Annotated in this window: 18 protein-coding genes; 1 reads left to right on the top strand and 17 read right to left on the bottom strand. The window is 67.3% G+C overall.

From position 1 onward, the window contains the following. Positions 1–144: 144 nt before the first annotated feature. From G3545_RS23960 to murD, 14 genes are all read right to left on the bottom strand, one after another. Complete coding sequence (locus G3545_RS23960) at positions 145–1,032, bottom strand: outer membrane protein assembly factor BamD (RefSeq protein ID WP_170018257.1); 888 nt, start codon at positions 1,030–1,032, stop codon at positions 145–147. A 184-nt stretch (positions 1,033–1,216) separates the two neighbouring features. Beyond that, entirely contained in the window at positions 1,217–2,158 is a 942-nt protein-coding gene (gene lpxC, locus G3545_RS23955) for a UDP-3-O-acyl-N-acetylglucosamine deacetylase (RefSeq protein ID WP_170016370.1), read from the bottom strand. A 317-nt stretch (positions 2,159–2,475) separates the two neighbouring features. After that, a complete protein-coding gene (ftsZ, locus tag G3545_RS23950) occupies positions 2,476–4,233 on the bottom strand; it encodes a cell division protein FtsZ (protein ID WP_170016369.1) in 1,758 nt (585 codons plus the stop codon). A gap of 87 nt (positions 4,234–4,320) precedes the next feature. After that, on the bottom strand, positions 4,321–5,646 hold the full coding sequence (gene ftsA, locus G3545_RS23945) for a cell division protein FtsA (RefSeq protein WP_246702552.1): 1,326 nt from the start codon (positions 5,644–5,646) through the stop codon (positions 4,321–4,323). Next, the gene (locus G3545_RS23940) at positions 5,643–6,515 is read right to left on the bottom strand and encodes a cell division protein FtsQ/DivIB (RefSeq protein WP_246702551.1); all 873 of its coding nucleotides are present in this window, start codon (positions 6,513–6,515) and stop codon (positions 5,643–5,645) included. The genes ftsA and G3545_RS23940 overlap by 4 nt, the downstream gene beginning before the upstream one ends. Before the next feature lie 119 nt (positions 6,516–6,634). Continuing rightward, complete coding sequence (locus G3545_RS23935) at positions 6,635–7,561, bottom strand: D-alanine--D-alanine ligase (protein WP_170016366.1); 927 nt, start codon at positions 7,559–7,561, stop codon at positions 6,635–6,637. Between the two features lie 23 nt (positions 7,562–7,584). Next, complete coding sequence (gene murB / locus G3545_RS23930) at positions 7,585–8,508, bottom strand: UDP-N-acetylmuramate dehydrogenase (protein ID WP_170016365.1); 924 nt, start codon at positions 8,506–8,508, stop codon at positions 7,585–7,587. 28 nt (positions 8,509–8,536) lie between these two features. After that, positions 8,537–8,890 carry a HepT-like ribonuclease domain-containing protein gene (locus G3545_RS23925; protein WP_170016363.1) on the bottom strand — a complete coding sequence of 118 codons (354 nt, stop codon included), beginning with the start codon at positions 8,888–8,890 and terminating at the stop codon, positions 8,537–8,539. Further along, positions 8,887–9,186, bottom strand: coding sequence for a nucleotidyltransferase domain-containing protein (locus G3545_RS23920; protein WP_246702550.1), 300 nt, complete (start codon positions 9,184–9,186; stop codon positions 8,887–8,889). The genes G3545_RS23925 and G3545_RS23920 overlap by 4 nt, the downstream gene beginning before the upstream one ends. Before the next feature lie 31 nt (positions 9,187–9,217). After that, positions 9,218–10,624 (bottom strand): UDP-N-acetylmuramate--L-alanine ligase, encoded by a 1,407-nt coding sequence (gene murC / locus G3545_RS23915; protein ID WP_170016359.1) that lies wholly within the window; start codon positions 10,622–10,624, stop codon positions 9,218–9,220. Positions 10,625–10,712: 88 nt separating this feature from the next. Further along, positions 10,713–11,867, bottom strand: a complete 1,155-nt coding sequence (gene murG, locus G3545_RS23910) for an undecaprenyldiphospho-muramoylpentapeptide beta-N-acetylglucosaminyltransferase (RefSeq protein WP_170016357.1) — start codon at positions 11,865–11,867, stop codon at positions 10,713–10,715. A 40-nt stretch (positions 11,868–11,907) separates the two neighbouring features. Then, positions 11,908–13,071, bottom strand: coding sequence for a putative lipid II flippase FtsW (ftsW, locus tag G3545_RS23905; protein WP_170016355.1), 1,164 nt, complete (start codon positions 13,069–13,071; stop codon positions 11,908–11,910). Between the two features lie 202 nt (positions 13,072–13,273). Then, positions 13,274–13,918, bottom strand: a complete 645-nt coding sequence (locus G3545_RS23900) for a DUF4272 domain-containing protein (protein WP_170016353.1) — start codon at positions 13,916–13,918, stop codon at positions 13,274–13,276. Between the two features lie 167 nt (positions 13,919–14,085). Continuing rightward, positions 14,086–15,474 (bottom strand): UDP-N-acetylmuramoyl-L-alanine--D-glutamate ligase, encoded by a 1,389-nt coding sequence (gene murD, locus G3545_RS23895; protein WP_170016351.1) that lies wholly within the window; start codon positions 15,472–15,474, stop codon positions 14,086–14,088. A gap of 110 nt (positions 15,475–15,584) precedes the next feature. On the opposite strand from murD, the gene G3545_RS23890 reads away from it, so the two are divergent. Next, positions 15,585–16,472 (top strand): MBL fold metallo-hydrolase, encoded by an 888-nt coding sequence (locus tag G3545_RS23890; protein ID WP_170016349.1) that lies wholly within the window; start codon positions 15,585–15,587, stop codon positions 16,470–16,472. A 166-nt stretch (positions 16,473–16,638) separates the two neighbouring features. On the opposite strand, the gene mraY is transcribed toward G3545_RS23890, so the two are convergent. From mraY to G3545_RS23875, 3 genes are read right to left on the bottom strand one after another with little or no spacing between them, the layout of a single operon-like run. After that, entirely contained in the window at positions 16,639–17,724 is a 1,086-nt protein-coding gene (mraY, locus tag G3545_RS23885) for a phospho-N-acetylmuramoyl-pentapeptide-transferase (protein ID WP_170016347.1), read from the bottom strand. Between the two features lie 4 nt (positions 17,725–17,728). Further along, positions 17,729–19,171 carry a UDP-N-acetylmuramoylalanyl-D-glutamyl-2,6-diaminopimelate--D-alanyl-D-alanine ligase gene (locus G3545_RS23880; protein WP_170016345.1) on the bottom strand — a complete coding sequence of 481 codons (1,443 nt, stop codon included), beginning with the start codon at positions 19,169–19,171 and terminating at the stop codon, positions 17,729–17,731. Next, a complete protein-coding gene (locus G3545_RS23875; RefSeq protein ID WP_170016343.1) occupies positions 19,168–20,649 on the bottom strand; it encodes a UDP-N-acetylmuramoyl-L-alanyl-D-glutamate--2,6-diaminopimelate ligase in 1,482 nt (493 codons plus the stop codon). Before G3545_RS23875 ends, G3545_RS23880 begins: the two co-directional genes overlap by 4 nt. Positions 20,650–20,863 lie beyond the last annotated feature (214 nt).

The following is a 20,863-nucleotide window of genomic DNA, read 5'->3' as shown; positions in this document are numbered from 1 at the left end:
GCCCGCAAGCGCCCAGCCCCGGGCTAGCTGCTAGAGCCCTTTCCGTTCGGATGGAAACATCCGAACGACAAGAAAGTGCTCTAGATTCTATAAGCTGGAGCAATTCCCCTTCGATCAGATGATTCCATCTGATCGGGAAATGCTCTAGCCGGCGCTGAGGCCCATCTTCTTGAACGCCTTGGCGATCCAGGAGGCTTCGTTCATCTTCGGATCGACGCCGCGGCTCTGGACCAGCTTGTAGGCGTCCTTGTACCAGGGGCTGTCCGGGAAATTATAGCCGAGCACGGCGGCCGAGGTCTGCGCCTCGGGCATGATGCCGAGCGCCATATAGGCTTCGGTGAGGCGGTACAGCGCTTCCTCGACGTGGCGCGTCGTCTGGTATTGCGTGACGACGACCTTGAAGCGGTTGATGGCGCCGGTGTAGTTGCGCTGCTCCAGATAATAGCGCCCGATCATCATCTCCTTGCCGGCGATCTGATCCTGCGCGACCGTGAGCTTCTTCTTGGCACTCACGGCATATTCGGAGGTCGGATATTTGCGCACGACGTCCTGCAGCGCCTGGATGGCGGCCTGCGTTCCCTGCTGGTCGCGGGTGACATCGGGGATCTGGTCGTACATCGCCGAGGCCAGCAGGAACTGCGCATAGGCCGCGTCCGGGCTGCCGGGATGCAGCGCGATGTAGCGCTTCGCGGCGGCGATGCACTCGGTGTACTCGCCGCGCGTATAATTCACATAGGCCATCATCAGCAGCGCCTTGCGCGCCCATTCCGAATAGGGCTGCTGACGATCGACGTCCTCGAAGCGCTTGGCCGCTGCGTCGTAGTCTTCCTTGTTCATGAGGGTCAGGCCCTCATTGTAGATCTTCTCCGCCGGCTCGTCGTTGATGACGATATCCTCGTCATCCTTCTTGTCGAACAGGCCGGCGCAGCCGGCCAGGCTGAGGCCGAGCATGGCCAGCGCGACAAGCCGCACGGCGCCGCGAGGGCGGTTGTGTTCGGGCAAAGCGCCCTGCGAGAGGTTGAGAAGACGCATCACGAAATTCTGCCCCGCTCCCGAGCTGTTCGCCGCGCACGATGAATAACCATCTGTGCGAAACCCCGGATAGAGCGGCTAAAGCGGCTTTCGGTCGGGAATAAGGCGAGAGCCGCCAGGCATGTGGTGGAAGCGCCGAGGTGTTGCCGATCGGCCAGCCTGGCGCGCGGCGCCGAGGCCGCCCTCACAGTTCCGGTGCGTAGGCCGGCACCGCCACCGCGACACCGAAGCCGGCATGGCCGCGCAGATTGCGGCGGGCGGGCAGCCGGGCCTCGACGATCTCATAGGCCGAGCGGTCGGCGAGCAGGGCATCGACCACGGCGAAGTTCAGCCGGTGGCCGCCACGATACGAGCGGTAGCGCGCCATCATCGGCATGCCGCCGAGCGCGAGGTCGCCGACCGCATCGAGTGCCTTGTGGCGCACGAACTCGTCGGCGTAGCGAAGGCCATTCTCATTCACCACGCGCTCGTCATCGAGGCAGATGGTGTTGTCGAGCGAGGCACCGAGCGCGTAGCCGGCCTGCCAGAGCTTCTCGACATCGCGCATGAAGCCGAAAGTGCGGGCGCGGGCCAGTTCCTTGCGGAACACCGACGGGGTGAGCGTCGCGGCGTAGCGCTGGCGGCCGATGGCGGCGTGGGTGAAGTCGATCTCGATCTCGACGCGGAAGCCGGCATCGTAGGGCGAAAGTTCGCCGAAGCCCTGCTCGGTCTCGACCCGCACCGGCTTGAGCACCTTGAGATAGCGGCGGGCGCGATTGGTTTCGACGATCCCAGCCTCGTCGCAGGCGGAGACGAAGGCTTCGGCGCTGCCGTCGAGGATCGGCACTTCCGGCCCGTCGATCTCGACGAGGGCGTTGTCGATACCGAGGCCGGAGAAGCAGGCCAGCAGATGCTCGACAGTGGAGACGGCAGGACCGGCTTCATCGCGCAGCACGGTGGCGAGGTCGCTGCCGCGGACGGCGCGGTGCGAGGCGCGGACGGACTGGGAGGAGTCGGAACGGCGGAAGAGGATGCCGGTATCCGCCGGTGCGGGGGCGATGCTGAGGCGGGCAGCCTTGCCGGAGTGGACGCCAACGCCCGCGAGTGCGACGCTATCAGCGATCGTCGTCTGCCTTACAGCATTCATTCCAGACCCAGAAGAACGACACGACGCGTCTCCGCGGCGTTCCGCTCTCTCCCCAAAACTGCCCCGTAACCATCATCTTTGAGCCGCAGGATTTCAGTGTCGGAACCGAATCACCGCCTGCGACTTGTTGTTGTCAGCACGTTACCGATGGGGTGGTTTCGGGCCAAATCACGGTTGTTTACCGTCTGTATCCGTTGCCCAAATAACACACAAATAATACTAACCAAGCGTTTACAATAAGTTACGCCCGGAGCAAGCTCCGGGCGTTTGGTCATCTCGGCGGCTTTGTTACGCCATGTTTCAGGTCGCGACGGGTTTTAGCCCTGGCGACGCAGGAAGGCCGGGATGTCGAGATGATCGTCCTCGGCCGGGCGGGCCGCCACCGGGCGGCCATGCTGGTCCATCCGCGCGCCCTGCGGGCGCTTGGCGAATTCCGAACCGGCCTCGGGACGCATGTCGGCGAGCGGGCGAGCCTCCGGATGGGCGGGAGCCTGCTGCTGCGGCGCGCGGCGCACCATCGGGCGCAACTCGGCCGGCGGATCGACCTCCTCCTCGTCCTCGCGACGGCCGAGGCCGACATTGGCGAGGCGCTGGAGCAGGGTCATCCGCTTCTTCTCGGCATGCTGCGCATGATCCGGCAGTTCACCGCGAGCGGCGCGAATCTGGTTCTGCGCCGGCATCGGCAGCTCGTCGACGCGCGGCATGCGCGGCACGCGGCTGTCGGTGCGCTCGGCCTGCGGCGGGATGAAGGGCTGGTGCGAATCATCCTCGTAGTGCGCGGGCGCCGCCTGCTGCTCGGGCTCGACATAGAGCGCGGGCTTGGGAGCCTGCTGGCGGATGGTGACGTCGTCGATCGCCGCCTGCGCGTACTGCTGGGCCGGTGCCTGGTGGTGGGCCTCGGTGGCATAGACATGCTCGCCGCGCGAAGGCTGGGCGAAGGTCGGCTCGAAGCTCTCATTGCCGGCGTAGTCGTCGGCCAGCGCCGAGGCGACCGAGCGCAGCGCCGCATCGCGGCGCGCCTCGACCGCGGCGCGGCCGGCATTGGAGACCCGGCGCCCGCCGATATCGGCGAGGTTGGACAGGCCGTGCGGGATCTGCTCGGGGATCACCGCCGGGTCGATTCCGGTGGCGACCACGGACACGCGGATCAGACCTTCCAGCGTCTCGTCGAAGGTTGCGCCGAGGATGATGTTGGCGTCCGGATCGACTTCCTCGCGGATGCGGGTCGCCGCCTCGTCCACTTCGAACAGCGTCAGGTCCTTGCCGCCGGTGATGGAGATCAGCAGGCCGCGGGCGCCGCGCATCGAGACTTCGTCGAGCAGCGGGTTGGCGATCGCAGCTTCGGCGGCGTGCAGCGCGCGCTTGTCGCCTGAGGCTTCGCCGGTGCCCATCATCGCCTTGCCCATCTCGCGCATCACGGCGCGGACGTCGGCGAAGTCGAGGTTGATGAGGCCTTCCTTCACCATCAGGTCGGTGATGCAGGCGACGCCGGAATACAGCACCTGGTCCGCCATGGCGAACGCATCGGCGAAGGTGGTCCGCTCGTTCGCCACCCGGAACAGGTTCTGGTTGGGGATGACGATCAGGGTGTCGACGCCCTTCTGGAGCTCGCCGATGCCCATCTCGCCGATGCGCATGCGGCGCTGGCCCTCGAAGTGGAAGGGCTTGGTGACGACGCCGACGGTGAGGATGCCGAGCTCGCGGGCCGCGCGAGCGATGACGGGAGCAGCTCCGGTGCCGGTGCCCCCGCCCATGCCCGCGGTGATGAACACCATGTGGGCGCCGGCGAGGTGATCGCGGATCTCGTCGAGCGCCTCTTCGGCGGCGGCGCGGCCGACTTCCGGCTGCGAGCCGGCGCCGAGGCCTTCCGTCACCGCGACGCCCATCTGCACGATGCGCTCGGCCTTGGACAGGGTGAGCGCCTGCGCGTCGGTGTTGGCGACGACGAAGTCGACCCCCGACAGGCCTGCCGTGATCATGTTGTTCACGGCGTTGCTGCCGGCGCCACCCACACCGAAGACGGTGATGCGAGGACGCAGTTCACGGATATCAGGCATCTGGAGATTGATCGTCATCGCTATCGTCCCTTTACGCCGGCGGGCCCAAGACCCGTCTCGTTCCCTGTAGTGCCGGTTCCGCCGGCGCGGCTGGAGTGGTTCACGTCAGAAGGCCTCCCGTAGCCAGTGCCCGACGCGCGAGAAGTAGCCGTCCGCGCCCGCATCGCCGGCGCGGCGTCGCCCTGCCTCGAAATGCTCGAGGCCGGCGACTTGCGGATAAACCAGAAGGCCCGCCGCTACCGCGAACGGCGCGCCGCGCGCCGCCTCCGGCAGGCGGGAAATGCCGAGCGGGCGGCCGATGCGCACCTGCGGGCCAAGGATCTGGCCGACGATCTCGGCAAGACCGGTAAGTTGCGAGGCGCCGCCGGTGAGCACGATGCGCCGGCCCGCGTCCGCGGCATGGCCGGAGGCGACCAGGCGATCGCGCACCAGTTCCACGATCTCCTCGACGCGCGGGCGGATGATGCGCACCAGCTTCGATTTCGGCATCGCCTGCGGCAGGTCGCGCTCGTCGTCCGAAATCGAGGGGACGGTGAGCATCTCGCGCTCGTCGGAGCCGATGGCGGTGACGCCGCCATGCAGCACCTTCAGCCGCTCGGCATCGGCGACGCGGGTGGAAAGACCGCGCGCCACATCATTGGTGATGTGCTGGCCGCCGACCGCGATGCCGTCGACATGGACGAAATGGCCGTTGGCGACCACCGAGACGGTGGTGGTGCCGGCGCCGAGGTCGATCAGCGTCACGCCGAGTTCGGCCTCGTCGTCGGTGAGGGTGGAGAGCGCGGCGGCATAGGGCGCCGCGACCATCGCCTCGACACCGAGATGGCAGCGCTCGATGCAGAGCAGCAGGTTGCGCACCGCGGAGACGTCGCCGGTGACGACATGCAGGTCGACGCCGAGCTGGCGCCCCAGCATGCCGCGCGGCTCGCTGATGCCGCTCACCGCATCGATCTTGTAGCCGACCGGGAGCGCGTGCATCACCGCCCGGCCATCGCCGACCGCGAAGGTGGAGGCGGCGTCGAGCACGCGCCGGATGTCGCCCTCGGCGACCGCCGGCTCCGGCAGGTCGACTTCGGCGACGTAATGCTCGGAGGCGAGCCGCCCGCCGGCGATGGAAACCACCACCGAGGCGATCTGCATGCCGGCCATGCGCTCGGCAGCATCCACCGCGTGGCGAATCGCCTGCTCGGCGCGGTCCATGTCGACCACGGCGCCGCCCTTCATGCCATGGGCGCGGGTGTGGCCGATGCCGAGGATCTCCACCGTGTGGGTGCGACGGCGCAGCATGTCGCTGGCGTCGCGCGGCTTCAGCCGGGCGATCAGGCAGACGATCTTCGACGTGCCGATATCGAGCACGCCGACCACGCTGGTACGGCGGGCCGGCAATGGGCGCATCTTCGGGGCGACTTCGAACGCGCGGCGGGGCCTCATGTATTGCCCCCCTTCTTGGCGGCCTTGGCCTTTGCCTTGAGGTCGGCCTGGCGCGCTTCATAGGCGGCGTCGGAGAGGCGGACCGAAACCCGGTCCGGCAGGCGCAGATCGATCACGGTAATGTCCCGGGTTAGGATCTGCTTGTCGCGGTCGAGCATGGCGAGCTGCGCCAGGCTGTCGTCGACGCCCTTCTCGGGCAAGCGCACGTCGATGCCGTTGCGCATCTTCAGCGTCCAGCGGCGGTTGGCGACGCGAATCGCCGCGCGCACCTGGCCGCGTACGCCAGGCACCTGTTGTAGCGCCTCGACGATCTCGACGACATGCTTCTGCGCACCGTCGCCGACGACGATAGGCAGGCTCACATAGCGCGGATCGTCGGAATAGGGCGCGATCACCGTGCCGTCGCGGGCGATGACATTGATCTTGCCGTCCTTCTGCCAGAGCGCGAAGCCCTCGCGCTCGACCAGCTGGATGTCGAGGCGGTCGGGATAGAGCTTCTGCACCGTGGCGCGCTTGATCCAGGCCAGTTCTTCCAGCCGGGTGCGCGCCAGTTCGGCGTCGAGGAACGGCAGCGAGGAGGTCGGCTTGATGCCGGCGGTGGCGAGAATCTCGCTAGGGGTGACGTGATTCTGGCCGGACAGATTGATGGTCTTGATCTTGAAGCCGGCGATGTTGGCGGCAACGTCCGCCACATCGCGGCCGGATTCCATCACCGCCGGGAGGCGGCCGCCCTGGTAGGCGCCGTAGATTCCGGTCGCGGCAAGGAAAGCGGCGAGCAGCCACTTGCCGCCGCCATCGGTGAGATAGGAGCCGGACAGGCTCACCATCAGCCGCTTGGCACCGATCACCAGCCGCGCCGGCAACCGCACGCCGCCATCACCCCGCCGCACGGCCGCAGGCCGCGCCGAGCGGCGCTGGGCGGCGCGCGCACGCGCCTCGAACTCCGAGGATGCGCCCGCCCCTCCCCCTGCCGGCGTCTGCCGGGGGGTCAGCGGTCGAGCGATGCGTCCTCCACCATCCATCTCACTAGCTCGCCGAACGAATGGCCCGCATGGGCCGCCAGCTCTGGCACGAGCGACGTCTCGGTCATCCCGGGTTGCGTGTTGACCTCCAGACAGACCAGGCCGGATTCGTCTCCGGTCCGGTCGTCGTAGCGGAAATCCGACCTGCTGATCCCCCGACAGCCGAGCGCGCGGTGCGCCGTGAGGGACAGCATCCGGACCTTTTGGTAAATATTAGGTAAAATTTTAGCAGGCAGAATGTGGCGCGAACCGCCCGGGGCGTATTTTGCCTCGTAATCATAGAACCTTAGGTCGGATTGAATTTCTATGACGCCGAGCGGGACATCGCCCATGACGGCGCAGGTCAGCTCCAATCCGGGGATATAACGCTCGGCAAGAAGCAAATCACCGTGCGTCCAGTCGGGACGCGTTAACTCTTGCGGAGGATGATCCATGTCCTCCCGCACGATGAAGACGCCGACCGAGGAGCCTTCCGCAACGGGCTTCAGCACATAGGGGCGCGGCAGCGCGTGCTCCCTCGCCGCCTCGAAGCGCGACACCGACCGCCCCTCCGCCACCGGGACGCCATGGGCGGCCATGATGATCTTGGCCTGCACCTTGTCCATGGCGAGCGCCGAGGCAAGCACCCCCGAATGCGAATACGGGATCTGCAGGATCTCCAGCACGCTCTGCATCATGCCGTCTTCGCCAGGCCGGCCATGCAGCAGGTTCAGCGCCACATCGGGCTTGAGGCGGCCCAGCACCTCGGCAATGTCGCGACCGACATCGATCTGGGTGATGCGGTAGCCGGCACCGAGGCTGTCCAGCGCCGCGGCGCAGGCCGCACCCGAGCGCAGCGACACCTCGCGTTCGGCCGACCAGCCGCCCATCAGGACGGCGACATGCTTCGACATGGCTTTCTCCCCGGGTCGCGCCTTCAGGACAGCGGCACGCCGATCCGCTTGATCTCCCATTCCAGCTCGACGCCGGAATTCTGCTTCACCCGGCGGCGCACCTCCTCGCCGAGCCCCTCGATCTCGGCCGCCGTGGCGCCGCCGGTATTGATCAGGAAGTTGCAGTGCATCTCCGACACCTGCGCCGCGCCGACCTTGAGCCCGCGGCAGCCGGCGGCATCGACCAGTTGCCAGGCCTTGTTGCCGGGCGGGTTCTTGAAGGTGGAGCCGCCGGTCTTCTCGCGGATCGGCTGCGAGGCTTCGCGCGCCGCGGTGATCCGGTCCATCTCCGCGAGGATGGCGGCGGGCTCGCCCGGCCGGCCCTGATAGAGCGCCGAGGTGAAGATGAAGTCCGCCGGCGCGCCGGAATGGCGGTAGTGGAAACCGAAATCGCCGTTCGCCAGCACATGGCGCGCCCCAGTGCGGTCCACCGCCCGCGCCTCGATCAGGCAGTCCTTGGTCTCGCCATGGTGCGCACCGGCATTCATGCGCAGGGCGCCACCAATGCCGCCAGGAATGCCGCGATAGAAGGCGAGGCCATCGATGCCGGCATCCGCCGCCGCCTTGGCGACCCGCACGTCGGGCACCGCGGTGCCGACCCGCAGCTTGTGACCGTCCTCGACCGTAATCTCGTTGAAGCCGCGCCCGAGCCGGATCACCACGCCCTCGACCCCGCCGTCACGAACGATGAGGTTGGAGCCGAGGCCGACCACGGTGACCGCGATGTCCGCCGGCAGATGCGCGAGGAAATAGGCGAGGTCGTCCTCGTCGGCCGGCGAGAACAGGATTTGCGCCGGTCCGCCGACCCGGAACCAGGTGAGCTCGGCCAATGGCTGATTCGCGATCATCCGCCCGCGCAAGGCGGGCATGAGGGCGGAGAGCTGGGGGATGAGATCGGGGAAAGTCATGGAGATAAACTGCAACCACCTGATACGATCACGAGCCTGATCGGTATTGCTGCAGCATGCTTTCAACAGCAATCTCTAAGGCATCGAGATCAGTTTCGTAGATATTCCACAATATTTCGGCATCGAGCTTGTTGTAAGCATGCCTGATGTGATTACCTAGGTCTGCAATCTGTCTCCACGGAATGTTCGGCGCCACGGAGTCCTTCCATTCGGAAGGAACATGTCTTGATGCTTCGCTGAGGATTTCCAAGAATCTCTCAAAGGCCGCCCGCGTTACCGCGTCGGTGCGCATCGTATCGAATGATCGACCGTCGAGCAGGGCACGGATGTTGCCGATGCTCTGTTTCATATCTTCAAGACGAAAGATCGAACGCTCGCTCATTGGAAAATCTCGATGGCGTCACGTTCCAGCGTCCGCTTGAAGCCTTCGTCGAGGCTACGCCTCATGAAGATGTTTGCGGGAAGCCCGGTCTCATCTTCGATCTCTTGGGCCACGCTGACGAGGTCGATCAGCGAGAACCGGGAATTAGGCGCAACGTCAATGGCAACGTCGATATCGCTGTCCGGACGATTGTCGCCACGGGCGCGTGAGCCGAACAGCGCCAGCCGCGTCACACCCTCCGCTCGCAGCCGAGGCTCGAGGGTCGAGAGAGACCGGATCAGTTGGTCGCGCGACATCGACATCCCAACAAAGTTAGCACGACTCTCCTCAGGCCTCAGCTTTCGCCAGTTGCTCGGGCAGCGCGTAGGCCCACTGCGTGATGTTCCCGGCGCCGAGGCAGACCACATAGTCGTCGGGCCTGGCGAGGCCCTTCACCAGGCCGGCCAGCGCATCGGGCCCCGGCAGCGCGATCACCGAGCGGTGGCCGCGGGCGCGCAGCGCGTCGACCAGATGGTCGCGGTCGATCCCCGGGATCGGCGTCTCGCCGGCGGCATAGACCTCGGCGACGATGACGTGGTCGGCATCGTTGAAGCAGGTGGCAAACTGGTCGAACAGCGATTGCAGCCGCGTGTAGCGGTGCGGCTGGACCACCGCGATCACCTGCCCCTCGGTCGAGGCCCGTGCCGCGCGCAGCACGGCGGCGATCTCCACCGGGTGGTGGCCGTAATCGTCGAAGATGGTGACGCCGTTCCAGGTGCCGGTGCGGGTAAAGCGCCGCTTCACCCCGCCGAAGCCGGCCAGCGCCGAGCGGATCCGCTCGTCGGGAATGCCGAGCTCGCGTGCCACCGCGACCGCCGCGGTGGCGTTCAGCGCATTGTGGTGGCCGGGCATCGGCAGCACCAGGTCGCGCAACTCGTGCACCACCGCGCCGTCGCGGTCGCGGAACAGCACGCTGAACTTGCATTGCCCGCCGCGCAGGTCGATGTCGGTGATGCGCACATCGGCCTGCGGGTTGGCGCCATAGGTGATGACGCGGCGATCCTCGACGCGCCCGACCAGGGCCTGCACCACCGGATGGTCGGTGCACATCACCGCGAAACCGTAGAACGGCACATTCTCGACGAAGGCGCGGAAGGCGTCCTTCACCGCATCGAAGGTCTTGAAGTGGTCGAGGTGCTCGGGATCGATATTGGTGACGATGGCGACCTCGGCGGGCAGCTTCAAGAAGGTGCCGTCGCTCTCGTCGGCCTCCACCACCATCCAGTTGCCGCCGCCGAGCCGGGCATTGGTGCCATAGGCATTGATGATGCCGCCATTGATGACGGTCGGGTCGAGCCCGCCGGCATCGACCAGCGTCGCCACCAGCGAGGTGGTGGTGGTCTTGCCGTGGGTGCCGGCGATGGCGACGCAGCTCTTCAGCCGCATCAGCTCGGCCAGCATCTCGGCGCGCCGCACCACCGGCAGGCGCTTGGCCCGCGCGGCCACAAGCTCAGGATTGTCGCGCTTGATGGCGGATGAGACCACCAGCACCTCGGCACCGTCGAGATTCTCGGCGGTGTGGCCGATGCGGACCGCGATGCCCTTCTCGGTGAGGCGCTTTACATTGGCGCTCTCGGCGACGTCGGAGCCCTGCACCGTATAGCCGAGATTGTGCAGCACCTCGGCAATGCCGCTCATGCCGATGCCGCCGATGCCGACGAAATGGATGGGGCCGAGTGACAGCGGAAGCTTCATGCGCGCGTGATCCTAAAGGCGGCGGGCGCCGACCCGCTGGAACTGCGGAGGAATAGACGAGCCGTGCCGCCGCGTCATCCCCAGCCCCCTAGACGGTAATTCTGGCGATGCGGATGACGAGGTCGGCGAGCCGCTCCGCCGCGTCCGCCCGGCCCATCGCCTTGGCTGCCTCGGCCATGGCGGCAAGCTGGTCCGGCCGGTTGGCGAGGCGGGTCAGTTCCTCGGCGAAGTGCTGCGGGGTGAACTCGTCCTGCGGCATCAGCAGCGCGCCGCCGGCATTGGCGATCGCGGTGGCGTTGGCAAGCTGGTCCTGGTCGAGCGCATGCGGCAGCGGCACCAGCACCGAGGGGCGGCCGATGACGGCGAGCTCGGCCACGGTCGAGGCGCCGGAGCGGCCGACCACGAGGTGCGCTTTCGCCATGCGCGCCGGCAGGTCCTTGAAGAACGGTGCCAGCTCGCAGGCGACGCCGAGCCGCGCATAGGTGGCGCGGACCAGGTCGATGTCCTCCGGCCGGCTCTGCTGGGTAACCCGCAGCCGCGCCCGCACTTCCGGCTGCAGCCATTCGAAGGCAGCAGGCACGATCTCGCTCATGATGCGGGCGCCCTGGCTGCCGCCGAACACCAGCAGTTCGAACGGCTCGCCGGCCTGCGGCGCCTTGAACGACAGGCCTGCCGCTTCGCGCACCGCGGGCCGCACCGGATTGCCGGTGTGGTAGGCCTTGGCCTTGAGGCGGGGATTGCCGTCGCATATGCCGGGATAGCCGGTGGCGATGGCGGTGACATACGGCGCCAGCAGCGCATTGGCCCGGCCCATCACCCCGTTCGCCTCGTGGATGAGGGTGGGACGGCGCGCCAGCGCCCCTGCCATCAGCGGCGGCACAGTGGGATAGCCGCCGAAGCCGATCACCGCGGCCGGCTTGAGGTGCCGCATCAGCTTGAGGCCCATGCCGACGCCGGTGCCGAGCGCGATGGCGGTGCGGAACAATGCCATGGGCGAGCGCCCGCGCACGGTGTCGGCCGGCAACACGTGCAGCTTGCGCGCCGGGAATTGCCCGGCATAGCGCGCCGCGCGCTCGTCGGTGGCAAGGTCGACCAGTATGCCGCGCGCGCTGAGCGCGCCGGCCAGTGCCTCGGCTGGAAACAGATGGCCGCCGGTGCCACCGGCGGCGATCAGCACGATGGGCGCCCCGGTCTGAGGCGTATCGGCCTGGGGCTTCTCGGCGGTGGGCTGGTCGAGGCTCATGGCGGTTCCGTTCAGGGCGTCACGTCAGGCGGGCTCCGCATCAGGCAGGCTTGGCCCCGAGCCTGGTACCGAGGCGTTCGAGCTCGGCGAGCGTCGCACTCTTCGGGCGCCGGCGCGTTAGCGCGATCAGCATGCCCATGCCATAAGCCAGCGACAGAAGCGAGGAGCCGCCATAGGAGACGAAAGGCAGCGTCATGCCCTTGGCCGGCATCAGGTGCAGATTGACCATCATGTTGATGGCCGATTGCAGGCCGAACAGCATGGCGAGGCCGGAGACCGCGAAGCGGATGAACGGGTCCTCGTTCTCCATGGCGTGGAACAGCGCCCGGAGCACGATGAAGGCGAACAGCCCGACCAGCATCAGGCACAGGATGGCGCCGAACTCCTCGCCGGCCACCGCGAAGATGAAGTCGGTATGGCCGTCCGGCAATATCCGCTTGAAGGTGCCCTCGCCAGGCCCCTGCCCGAACCAGCCACCATGCAGGAAACTGTCGATGGCGAGGTCGATCTGGTAGGTGTCGCCGGAATCCGGATTGAGGAAGCGATCGATGCGCTGGGTAACGTGCGGCACCATCGTATAGGCCGCGAACAGGCCGAGCGCGCCGACGCCGCCCAGCCCCACCACCCAGATGATGCGCAGCCCGGCAAGAAAGAACAGGCTGCCCCACACCAGCGAGACCAGCATGGTCTGGCCGAAGTCCGGCTGCAGCACCAAAGGCGTGATGACGACGCCGAGCAGGCCGAAGGCCAGCACCTGGCCCGGCATTTCCGGCCGCCGCACGCTCTCCGAGAACAGCCAGGCGGCGATAATGACAAAGCTGGGCTTGAGGAATTCCGAGGGCTGGATGGTCATGCCGGCAAGCGTGATCCAGCGCCGCGAGCCCTTGACCTCGGCGCCCATGACCAGCGTGGCGAATAGCATCGCCAGGAACACCAGGAACAGCACCAGCGAGAGGCGCCTGATCGCGCGCGGGGACAGGAACGAGGTGCCGATTAGCACGAATAGCGCCGGGATCAGGAAGATCACCTGGCGGTTCACGAAATGGAACGGATCGGCGATGCCGAGGCGCGCCGCGACCGGCGGACTGGCGGCGAGCGCCAGCACGATTCCGGTGACCATCAGCGCGGCGAGCGCCCCGAGCAGCAGACGATCAACGGTCCACCACCATTCGCCCAGCACCGTCCGTTCGGCACGCGACATCATGGTACGCAAAACTCCGGCAGAGGGCGGGGTGGCGGATTGGCAAGCGTTATCGGCGGGCGGCGTGGCCCGTTCGGTAAATATCGATGAGTTAGGGTTGATGCGGGGTTAAGGGCGAAGGGAGATTTTCCGCGCCTTGTCCACTCCGGAGCGATCAAGAAGCGTGTCCGAGCGGAGCCAGCAGACGCCAAAGCCGAATAGGCCTTTACGTGCTGGTATCGACATCGTCCCAATCCGAACCGTCCGGGTCGATAAGCCAGTTCAGCGCGTAGTGCCGTTCCATCGTCACACCGGGCGCAAGGCTTCCAACAGGTGTTACCCGGTCGAGGCCAGCCTGACGGATGGCCCAGGCGCAGCGGTAGATCAAATCCGCCTCGTCCAGCAACTCCCTTGCCGAACGCGTGCCATTTGCCGTGAGATTGGCGCTATCTCGGACCGTCTCGGTAAGCATCGGTACGTCGCACAGGTGGGACGGAAGCCCCAGCGGGCCTTGGACGAAATTCAGCGACCAGAACAGTACCCAAGCCGCTTCGTAGCGCCACACGAACTGGAGGCGATCATGCTCGCTCGGGTCGGGATCGTCGATGAAGACCAGTTCCAACGGTGAGAACAGCGGCCTGATACCGCGCTCCTCGACGATTCGCTCGATGATCTCCTGCTCAAGGCCTTCGCCCTTCACCGCAACGATGTTGAGCGCCAGTAGCCGCTCGGCGACCTCCCTTGGCGAGCGGACAAAGATCTCGCCTTCGGATTCGATAAGCGGCAAATGCGGATTGATGGATACGCCGGCTGCGCGCAACACCGCTTCGCTGCGTTGCTTGCGCGCGATCGTTTCGTCGAAGGAGTCCATCTCGGTCCGGTCCATCCTGGAAGGCTCAATACGCGTGGCGATGCGTTGCCCAGCCGGCGACTGCACCGAGGTCACTCTCAACAGTCGCGTCACCCAGGCCAGGCAGATGGCGCTGTGATCTTCTTGTCACTCGGCATCAGGGGTCTGGTTGAGATCTCGTATGCAATTCAGTCCGAAGGAGAGGCGTTGACGAGAGTGCGGAAATGGTCGCCCCTGACCTCGAAATTGGGAAACTGGTCGAAGCTGGCGCAGGCTGGTGAGAGCAGCACCACCGGGTGCTTCAGCCCGGAGGCTGCGGCATCGCGCGCGGCGGCCGGCACCGCGGCGTCGAGCGTACCCACGATTTCGTAGGGCACCTTGCCGTCCAGCGTGCGCGCGAATTCCTCGGCCGCGACGCCGATCAGATAGGCCTTCCGCACCCGCGGGAAATAGGGCGCCAGGGGCTCGATGCCGCCGGCCTTGGGCTTGCCGCCGGCGATCCAGAACACTTCCTCGAATGAGGAAAGCGCGCGCTCCGCGGCGTCGGCATTGGTCGCCTTGGAATCATTGACGAACAGCACGTCGCCGATGCGCCGCACCTCTTCCATGCGATGGGCGAGGCCCGGAAAGCTCTTCATCGCCACCGCGATGACTTCCGGCGCGAGGCCGAGCGCGCGGGCACTCGCGAAGGCGGCGGCGGCGTTCTGTGCATTGTGGGCGCCGCGCAGCGAGCCGATGCCGCCAAGCGGTAGAGTGAAGCGCGTGGCGCCGCCCTCGGCGACGATCAGCCGGCCACCCTCGTAGTAGATGCCGTCGGCCAGCGGCCGGCGCACCGAGACGCGCACCACATGGCCGCCGGCCCGCTCGGCGCGGTCGGCGATGGCCGCGCTCCAGTCATCATCGACGCCGACCACCGCGGTGCCGCCGGCTTCGACCCCGGCAATCAGCCGCTCCTTCACCGCGGCGTAGTGCTCCATGGTGCCATGGCGGTCGAGATGGTCGGGTGAGAGATTGAGCAGGATGCCTACGGACGGATCGAGCGTTGGCGCCAGGTCGATCTGGTAGGACGAGCACTCGATGACATGGACGCGGCCCGGCTTCGGCGGCTCCAGCCCGAGGATCGCCGGACCGAAATTGCCGCCGATCTGCACGTCGCGCCCGCCGACCCGCATCAGGTGCGCGAGCAGCGCCGTCGTCGTCGACTTGCCATTGGTGCCGGTGATGGCGGCAAAGTGCGAGCGCCGCGACGACAGCCGGCGCTCGCGGCAGAACAGCTCGATGTCGCCGACCACCTCGACCCCGGCATTGCGGGCGAGCCCGACGCTCCAGTGCGGAACGGGATGGGTCAGCGGCACGCCGGGCGCCAGCACCAGCGCCGCGACTGCGCTCCAGTCGAGGTCACGCAGGTCGCCGGTCGGAATGCCCTCCGCCGCCGCCTTGCCGACCGAGGCCTCGGCATCATCCCACGCCAGCACGTCCGCGCCGCCGGCGATCAGCGCACGGGCGGTGGCGAGCCCGGAGCCGCCGAGGCCGAACAGCGCGACCTTGCGATCGCGGAAAGAGGTGACGGGGATCATGATCGACTCGCAAGCTCGGGCGATACGGACACCCGTCTGGCTATCGCATTTTCACTGAGGAAGGAAACGCGGGATGGTCTAGAACTGGGCATCGCCAACCGGATACAGCCATGACCGACCTCGCTCCGCTCGGCTCCACCCTGCGCATCCTGCGGCCGCACGCCAACGTCCTTGCCTTCTATGATGGCCGCATCGACGGCGTGCGGGCTTATTCGGCGGAGCCGAACTGGCTGGACGACGGCGCCTATGCGCTGGGCGTCGCCTCTTTCGCCGTGGTCGATGGGCATGAGGCGCTGGTCTACGACACCCACATATCGCTCACCCATGCCCGGCTGATACGCCAAGCGCTGGAAGAGATGGGGGTCACCTCGATGCGGGTGGTGCTGAGCCACTGGCATGACGACCATGTCGCCGGCAATGAGGTGTTCGCCGATTGCGAGATCCTCGCCCATGTCCTGACCGAACGCGCGCTGATCGCCCATCGCGAGGAAATGGAGAACGCCGCGCCGCCGATCCGCCCGCTGATCATGCCGACGCGGACCTTCGAGGGCCCGCTCGACCTCACCATCGGCGGAGTGCGGGTCGAACTGCGCCATGCCGAGATCCACAGCAATGACGGCGTGCTGCTCGGCCTGCCGGATCTTGGCCTGCTGCTGGTCGGCGATACGCTGGAGGACACCGTCACCTATGTCGCCGAGCCCGACCGGCTCGAGGTGCATCTTGCCGAGCTCGATCGCATCGCCTCATGGGGCTATCCGCGCCTGCTGCCGAACCATGGCGATCCCGACGTGATCGCCGCCGGCGGCTATGGCCCGGAGCTGATCGCGGCGACGAAGCTCTATGTGGAGAAGCTGGTCCGCGCCCGCACCGATCCGGCGCTGGCCGGGCAGGACCTGAAGACCTTCGCCGCCGACGCCCTCGCCAGCGGCGGCGCGTATTATTTCGCGCCCTATGAGGAGGTCCACGCCCGCAATATCCAGACGGTGCGCGGGGAGTAAGACCGAGTTGTCATCCCGGACGGCCGTCAGGCCGATCCGGGATCGCAGGAAGGTGTTGCTCGGAACTTCACGCGATCCCGGCTCTCCGCTTCGCTGCGGCCGGGATGACGGCCTCTCTCACTCTGGCATTGCTCCAGCAATGCCGGAGCATTGCTCAAGCCCAACCTCAGCGCAGCTTGAGCGTCGACAGGCCGATCAGCGCCAGCACCACCGCGATGATCCAGAAGCGGATCACGATCTGCGGCTCGGTCCAGCCGAGCTGCTCGAAATGGTGGTGGATCGGCGCCATCTTGAAGACGCGCTTGCCGGTGAGCTTGAACGAGACCACCTGCACGATCACCGACACCGCTTCCAGCACGAACAGGCCGCCGATGATGCACAGCACGATCTCGTGCTTGGTGGCGACCGCAATGGTGCCGAGCAGGCCGCCCAGCGCCAGCGAGCCGGTGTCGCCCATGAAGATCTGCGCCGGCGGGGCGTTGAACCATAGAAAGCCGATGCCGGCTCCGATGATCGCCCCGCATATCACCGCCAGTTCACCGACGCCGGCGACGTAGTGGATCTGCAGGTAGTCGGCGAACAGCACGTTGCCGGACAGATATGAGATCATGCCGAACGAGCCCGCCGCCACCATCACCGGCACGATGGCGAGGCCATCGAGGCCATCGGTGAGGTTCACCGCATTGCCGGCGGCGACGATGACGAAGGCACCGAAGATGACGAAGAAATAGGAGAGGTCGAGCAGCAGGTCCTTGAACAGCGGGAAGGCCACCGAGGTGGAGAGCGGCATCCGCCCGACATTCATGATCACCACCACTGCGGCGCCCGCGATCAGCGCCTCGATGGCGAGGCGGGAGCGGCCGGAGAGGCCGTTATGGGTCTGCTTGGTGACCTTGAGATAGTCGTCATAGAAGCCGATCAGCCCGAAGCCGATGGTGACGAACAGCACCACCCAGACATAGGGATTACTGAGATTGGCCCACAGCAGCGTCGCCACCATCAGGCCGGAGAAGATCATCAGCCCGCCCATGGTGGGCGTGCCCTTCTTGGTGAGCAGGTGCGATTGCGGCCCGTCGGTGCGGATCGGCTGGCCCTTGCCCTGCTTCAGCCGCAGCATGGCGATGATCGCCGGCCCGAACATGAAGACGAACAGCAGCGCGGTGATGATCGCACCGCCGGTCCGGAAGGTGATGTAGCGGAAGACATTGAGAGCCGGGACGCTTCCCTGGAGCTCGGCCAGCCATTGCAGCATTGCTTCAACCTTCCGCAGGCACGCTGTTCGCGCGAAAACGTTCGGCAAGCGCACGGGCGAGAGGCCCCATGCGACTGCCATTGGAACCCTTTACCACCAGCACGTCGCCGGCGCGCAGCGCGTCCGCCACCAGCGGCAGCAGCGCCGCCGCATCGGGCGCGCAGGCGCCGCGCCGGTTCGGCGGCAACGCGTCCCACAGCGCATGCATCAGCGGACCGGCACAGAAGACGAGATCGGCGGATGAGCCGACGGCGCCCGCCAGATCGCGGTGCATCGTCTCGCCGCCCTCGCCCAGTTCCAGCATGTCGCCCAGCACGGCGATGCGCCGGCCACGGCCCTCGACCGGGATGCGGCCCAGCACGTCGAGCGCGGCGCGCATCGAGGCAGGATTGGCGTTGTAGCTCTCGTCGATCAGCAGCGCCTGGCCGCCCTTCACCGCGAGCGGCGTGCGCACGCCCCGCCCCGGCGGCGGCCCGAGCGAGGCCAGCGCCAGCGCGGCAAGGCAGAGATCGGCGCCGGCGAGCTTGGCCGCCGCCAGCACCGCGAGCGCGTTCTGCACGATGTGCCGGCCGGGCAGCCCGACCTTGAAGCTGATGGTCTGGCCGAGGATGTCGGCGGTCGCGGTCGAGCCGTCCGGCTGCAAGGCGACGCTGAGCAGGCGGGCCTGCGAGCCCTTGTGCTCGCCGAAACCGACAATCTTCGCGATGCCCGCGGCCTTTGCCGCGGCGCGCAACCGGGCGAATTGCGGATTGTCGCGGTTCAGCACCGCCGCACCGCCGGGCTCGATGCCGGAAAATATCTCCGCCTTGGCGTCGGCAATGGCCTCGATGCCGGAGAACTGCGCGATGTGCACCGGTTCGATGGTGGTGATGATCGCGATGTGCGGGCGCACCATGGCGGTAAGCGGCGTGATCTCGCCGGGATGGTTCATGCCGAGCTCGAACACGCCGTAGCGCGCGCCGCGCGGCAGCCGCGCCAGCGAGAGCGGCACGCCCCAGTGATTATTGTAGGAGGCGGCGGAGGCGTGGGTCGGGCCGTCGGCACCGAGCGCGAACAGCAGCGCTTCCTTGGTGGTGGTCTTGCCGACCGAGCCGGTCACCGCGACGATGCGCGCGCCGCTGCGCTCCCGCGCTGTGCGCCCGGCATGCTCCAGCGCCCTGAGCACGTCCTCGACGATCAGCAGCGGCGCATCCGCCGGCAGCTCGGCGACCCGCTCGCTAGCGACGATGCTCAGCCCGGCGCCACGGCCGGTCGCGGCCGCGACATAGGAATGCCCGTCGCTATTGTCGCCCTTGATGGCGAAGAAGGCGTCGCCCGGAGCGAGCGTGCGGCTATCGATGGAGACGCCATTGATCGCCACTGCCGGCGCGCCGCGTAGCGTGCCGCCGGTTGCCGTGGCGAGTTCGTCCGGCGTCCAGAGCGGAGGCCCCTCCGCATGCACGTTCATTGATCGCGTCCCCCGAGCGCCTCGACCGCGCAGTCGCGGTCCGAGAATGGAAGCGTCCGGTCGCCGACAATCTGGCCGGTTTCGTGACCTTTGCCCGCAATCAGCAGTACATCCCCAGTTTGCAGCAGCCCGATGCCGGCGCGGATGGCTTCCGCGCGGTCACCGATCTCGCGCGCGCCGGGCACGGCCGCCAGTATCTCCTTGCGGATCATCGCCGGGTTCTCGCTGCGCGGATTGTCGTCGGTGACGATGACGAGGTCCGCCTTGTCGCCGGCGATGCGGCCCATGATCGGGCGCTTGCCGCGGTCGCGGTCGCCGCCGCAGCCGAACACCACGATCAGCCGGCCGGTCACATAGGGCCGGAGCGCCGCCAGCGCGGTGGCCAGCGCATCGGGCTTGTGGGCGTAGTCGACGAAGACGCCGGCACCGTTCCTGGTGCCGACCAGTTCGAGCCGCCCCGGCACGCCTTCGAGCTTGGGCAGCGCGTTGAGGGCATCGGCCGCCGGCGTGCCGGTCAAGATGGCAAGGCCGGCCGCCACCAGCGCATTCGCCGCCTGGAAGGCGCCGACCAGCGGCAGCAGGATGCTGCGCTGCTTGCCGGCGACCTCGACCAGCAGCCGCTGGCCGAGCCCTTCGTCGGTGCGCTCCAGCAGCGCGATACCGGCGCCGGTGATGCCGATGCCGAGCACTTCGAGGCTGTGATGCGCGGCGATTTCAGCCGCGTGGCTGCCCTCGTCGGTATCGACCCAGACCGCCGCCCCGCCGCCACGCGGCACCAGTTCGGAGAACAGCCGCATCTTGGCGGCGAGATAGGCTTCCATCGTCGGGTGGTAGTCGAGATGGTCGCGCGACAGGTTGGTGAAGGCCCCGGCCGAGATCCGCACGCCGTCGAGCCGGTGCTGGTCGAGGCCGTGGGACGAGGCCTCCAGGCACAGATGGCTCACGCCCTCGCTGACCAGCGTGTCCAGCGTGTGGTGCAGTTCGATCGGGTCCGGCGTCGTCAGCGAGCCATAGACCGCGCCGGCGGGCGCCACTACGCCGAGCGTGCCGAGGCTGGCGCTGGCATGGCCGTTCGCCTGCCAGATCTGCCGGGTGAAGGCGGCCACCGACGTCTTGCCGGAGGTGCCGGTGACGGCAGCGATGGTACCCGGCTGGCGCGGATAGGCCCGCGCCGCCGCCAGCGCCACCGCGCGCCGCGCATTGCCGACCCGCACATAGGCGATCTTCGGATCGAGCCCATCGGGGCGCTCGCCCTCCCCCACCACGGCGCGGGCGCCATGCGCGACAGCGTCGGCGATGAATTGCGTGCCATTGGCCTTGGACCCGGCAAGCGCGAAGAACACGTCGCCGGGCACCGCCTTGCGGCTGTCGAGCACCGGCCGACCGACGCTGAGCGTGGCGTCCGCGGCGCCATAGTCGGCGTCCGGGCCGATCAGGGCACCGAGGGAAAGCGGGTTGGATCGCGAGGCGTCGGACATGAAGGCGCTGTTCCGGCGGACCGCCATACGAAGCGGCATGGCGTCTGAATTAGACGGATAGCCGATTCCCGCGCAAGTTACGTAGAGGGAAATCCGGTGGACGTCACACTGCTTCAGCATCCTTCGAGGCTCGGACTTCGCCCGAGCACCTCAGGATGAGGTTCATCCATAAGCGCGACCTCATCCTGAGGTGCTCCGCGCAGCGGAGCCTCGA

The organism is Starkeya sp. ORNL1 (genome assembly GCF_012971745.1).
In the GTDB taxonomy this organism is placed as follows: domain Bacteria; phylum Pseudomonadota; class Alphaproteobacteria; order Rhizobiales; family Xanthobacteraceae; genus Ancylobacter.
Note: the sequence above shows the minus strand (reverse complement) of the source record. Positions and strands in the feature narration are given on the sequence as shown.

Bases quoted from the DNA above. Each gene is read 5' to 3' on its own strand.
- ftsZ (WP_170016369.1), bottom strand. From the start codon at position 4,233: ATGACGATCAATCTCCAGATGCCTGATATCCGTGAACTGCGTCCTCGC.
- murG (WP_170016357.1), bottom strand. From the start codon at position 11,867: ATGAGCCTCGACCAGCCCACCGCCGAGAAGCCCCAGGCCGATACGCCT.
- G3545_RS23900 (WP_170016353.1), bottom strand. From the start codon at position 13,918: ATGGACTCCTTCGACGAAACGATCGCGCGCAAGCAACGCAGCGAAGCG.
- murB (WP_170016365.1), bottom strand. From the start codon at position 8,508: ATGACTTTCCCCGATCTCATCCCCCAGCTCTCCGCCCTCATGCCCGCC.
- G3545_RS23925 (WP_170016363.1), bottom strand. From the start codon at position 8,890: ATGAGCGAGCGTTCGATCTTTCGTCTTGAAGATATGAAACAGAGCATC.
- murD (WP_170016351.1), bottom strand. From the start codon at position 15,474: ATGATCCCCGTCACCTCTTTCCGCGATCGCAAGGTCGCGCTGTTCGGC.
- G3545_RS23960 (WP_170018257.1), bottom strand. From the start codon at position 1,032: ATGCGTCTTCTCAACCTCTCGCAGGGCGCTTTGCCCGAACACAACCGC.
- G3545_RS23935 (WP_170016366.1), bottom strand. From the start codon at position 7,561: ATGTCGAAGCATGTCGCCGTCCTGATGGGCGGCTGGTCGGCCGAACGC.
- lpxC (WP_170016370.1), bottom strand. From the start codon at position 2,158: ATGAATGCTGTAAGGCAGACGACGATCGCTGATAGCGTCGCACTCGCG.
- ftsW (WP_170016355.1), bottom strand. From the start codon at position 13,071: ATGATGTCGCGTGCCGAACGGACGGTGCTGGGCGAATGGTGGTGGACC.
- G3545_RS23920 (WP_246702550.1), bottom strand. From the start codon at position 9,186: ATGTCGCGCGACCAACTGATCCGGTCTCTCTCGACCCTCGAGCCTCGG.
- G3545_RS23890 (WP_170016349.1), top strand. From the start codon at position 15,585: ATGACCGACCTCGCTCCGCTCGGCTCCACCCTGCGCATCCTGCGGCCG.
- G3545_RS23875 (WP_170016343.1), bottom strand. From the start codon at position 20,649: ATGTCCGACGCCTCGCGATCCAACCCGCTTTCCCTCGGTGCCCTGATC.
- ftsA (WP_246702552.1), bottom strand. From the start codon at position 5,646: ATGAGGCCCCGCCGCGCGTTCGAAGTCGCCCCGAAGATGCGCCCATTG.
- G3545_RS23880 (WP_170016345.1), bottom strand. From the start codon at position 19,171: ATGAACGTGCATGCGGAGGGGCCTCCGCTCTGGACGCCGGACGAACTC.
- mraY (WP_170016347.1), bottom strand. From the start codon at position 17,724: ATGCTGCAATGGCTGGCCGAGCTCCAGGGAAGCGTCCCGGCTCTCAAT.
- murC (WP_170016359.1), bottom strand. From the start codon at position 10,624: ATGAAGCTTCCGCTGTCACTCGGCCCCATCCATTTCGTCGGCATCGGC.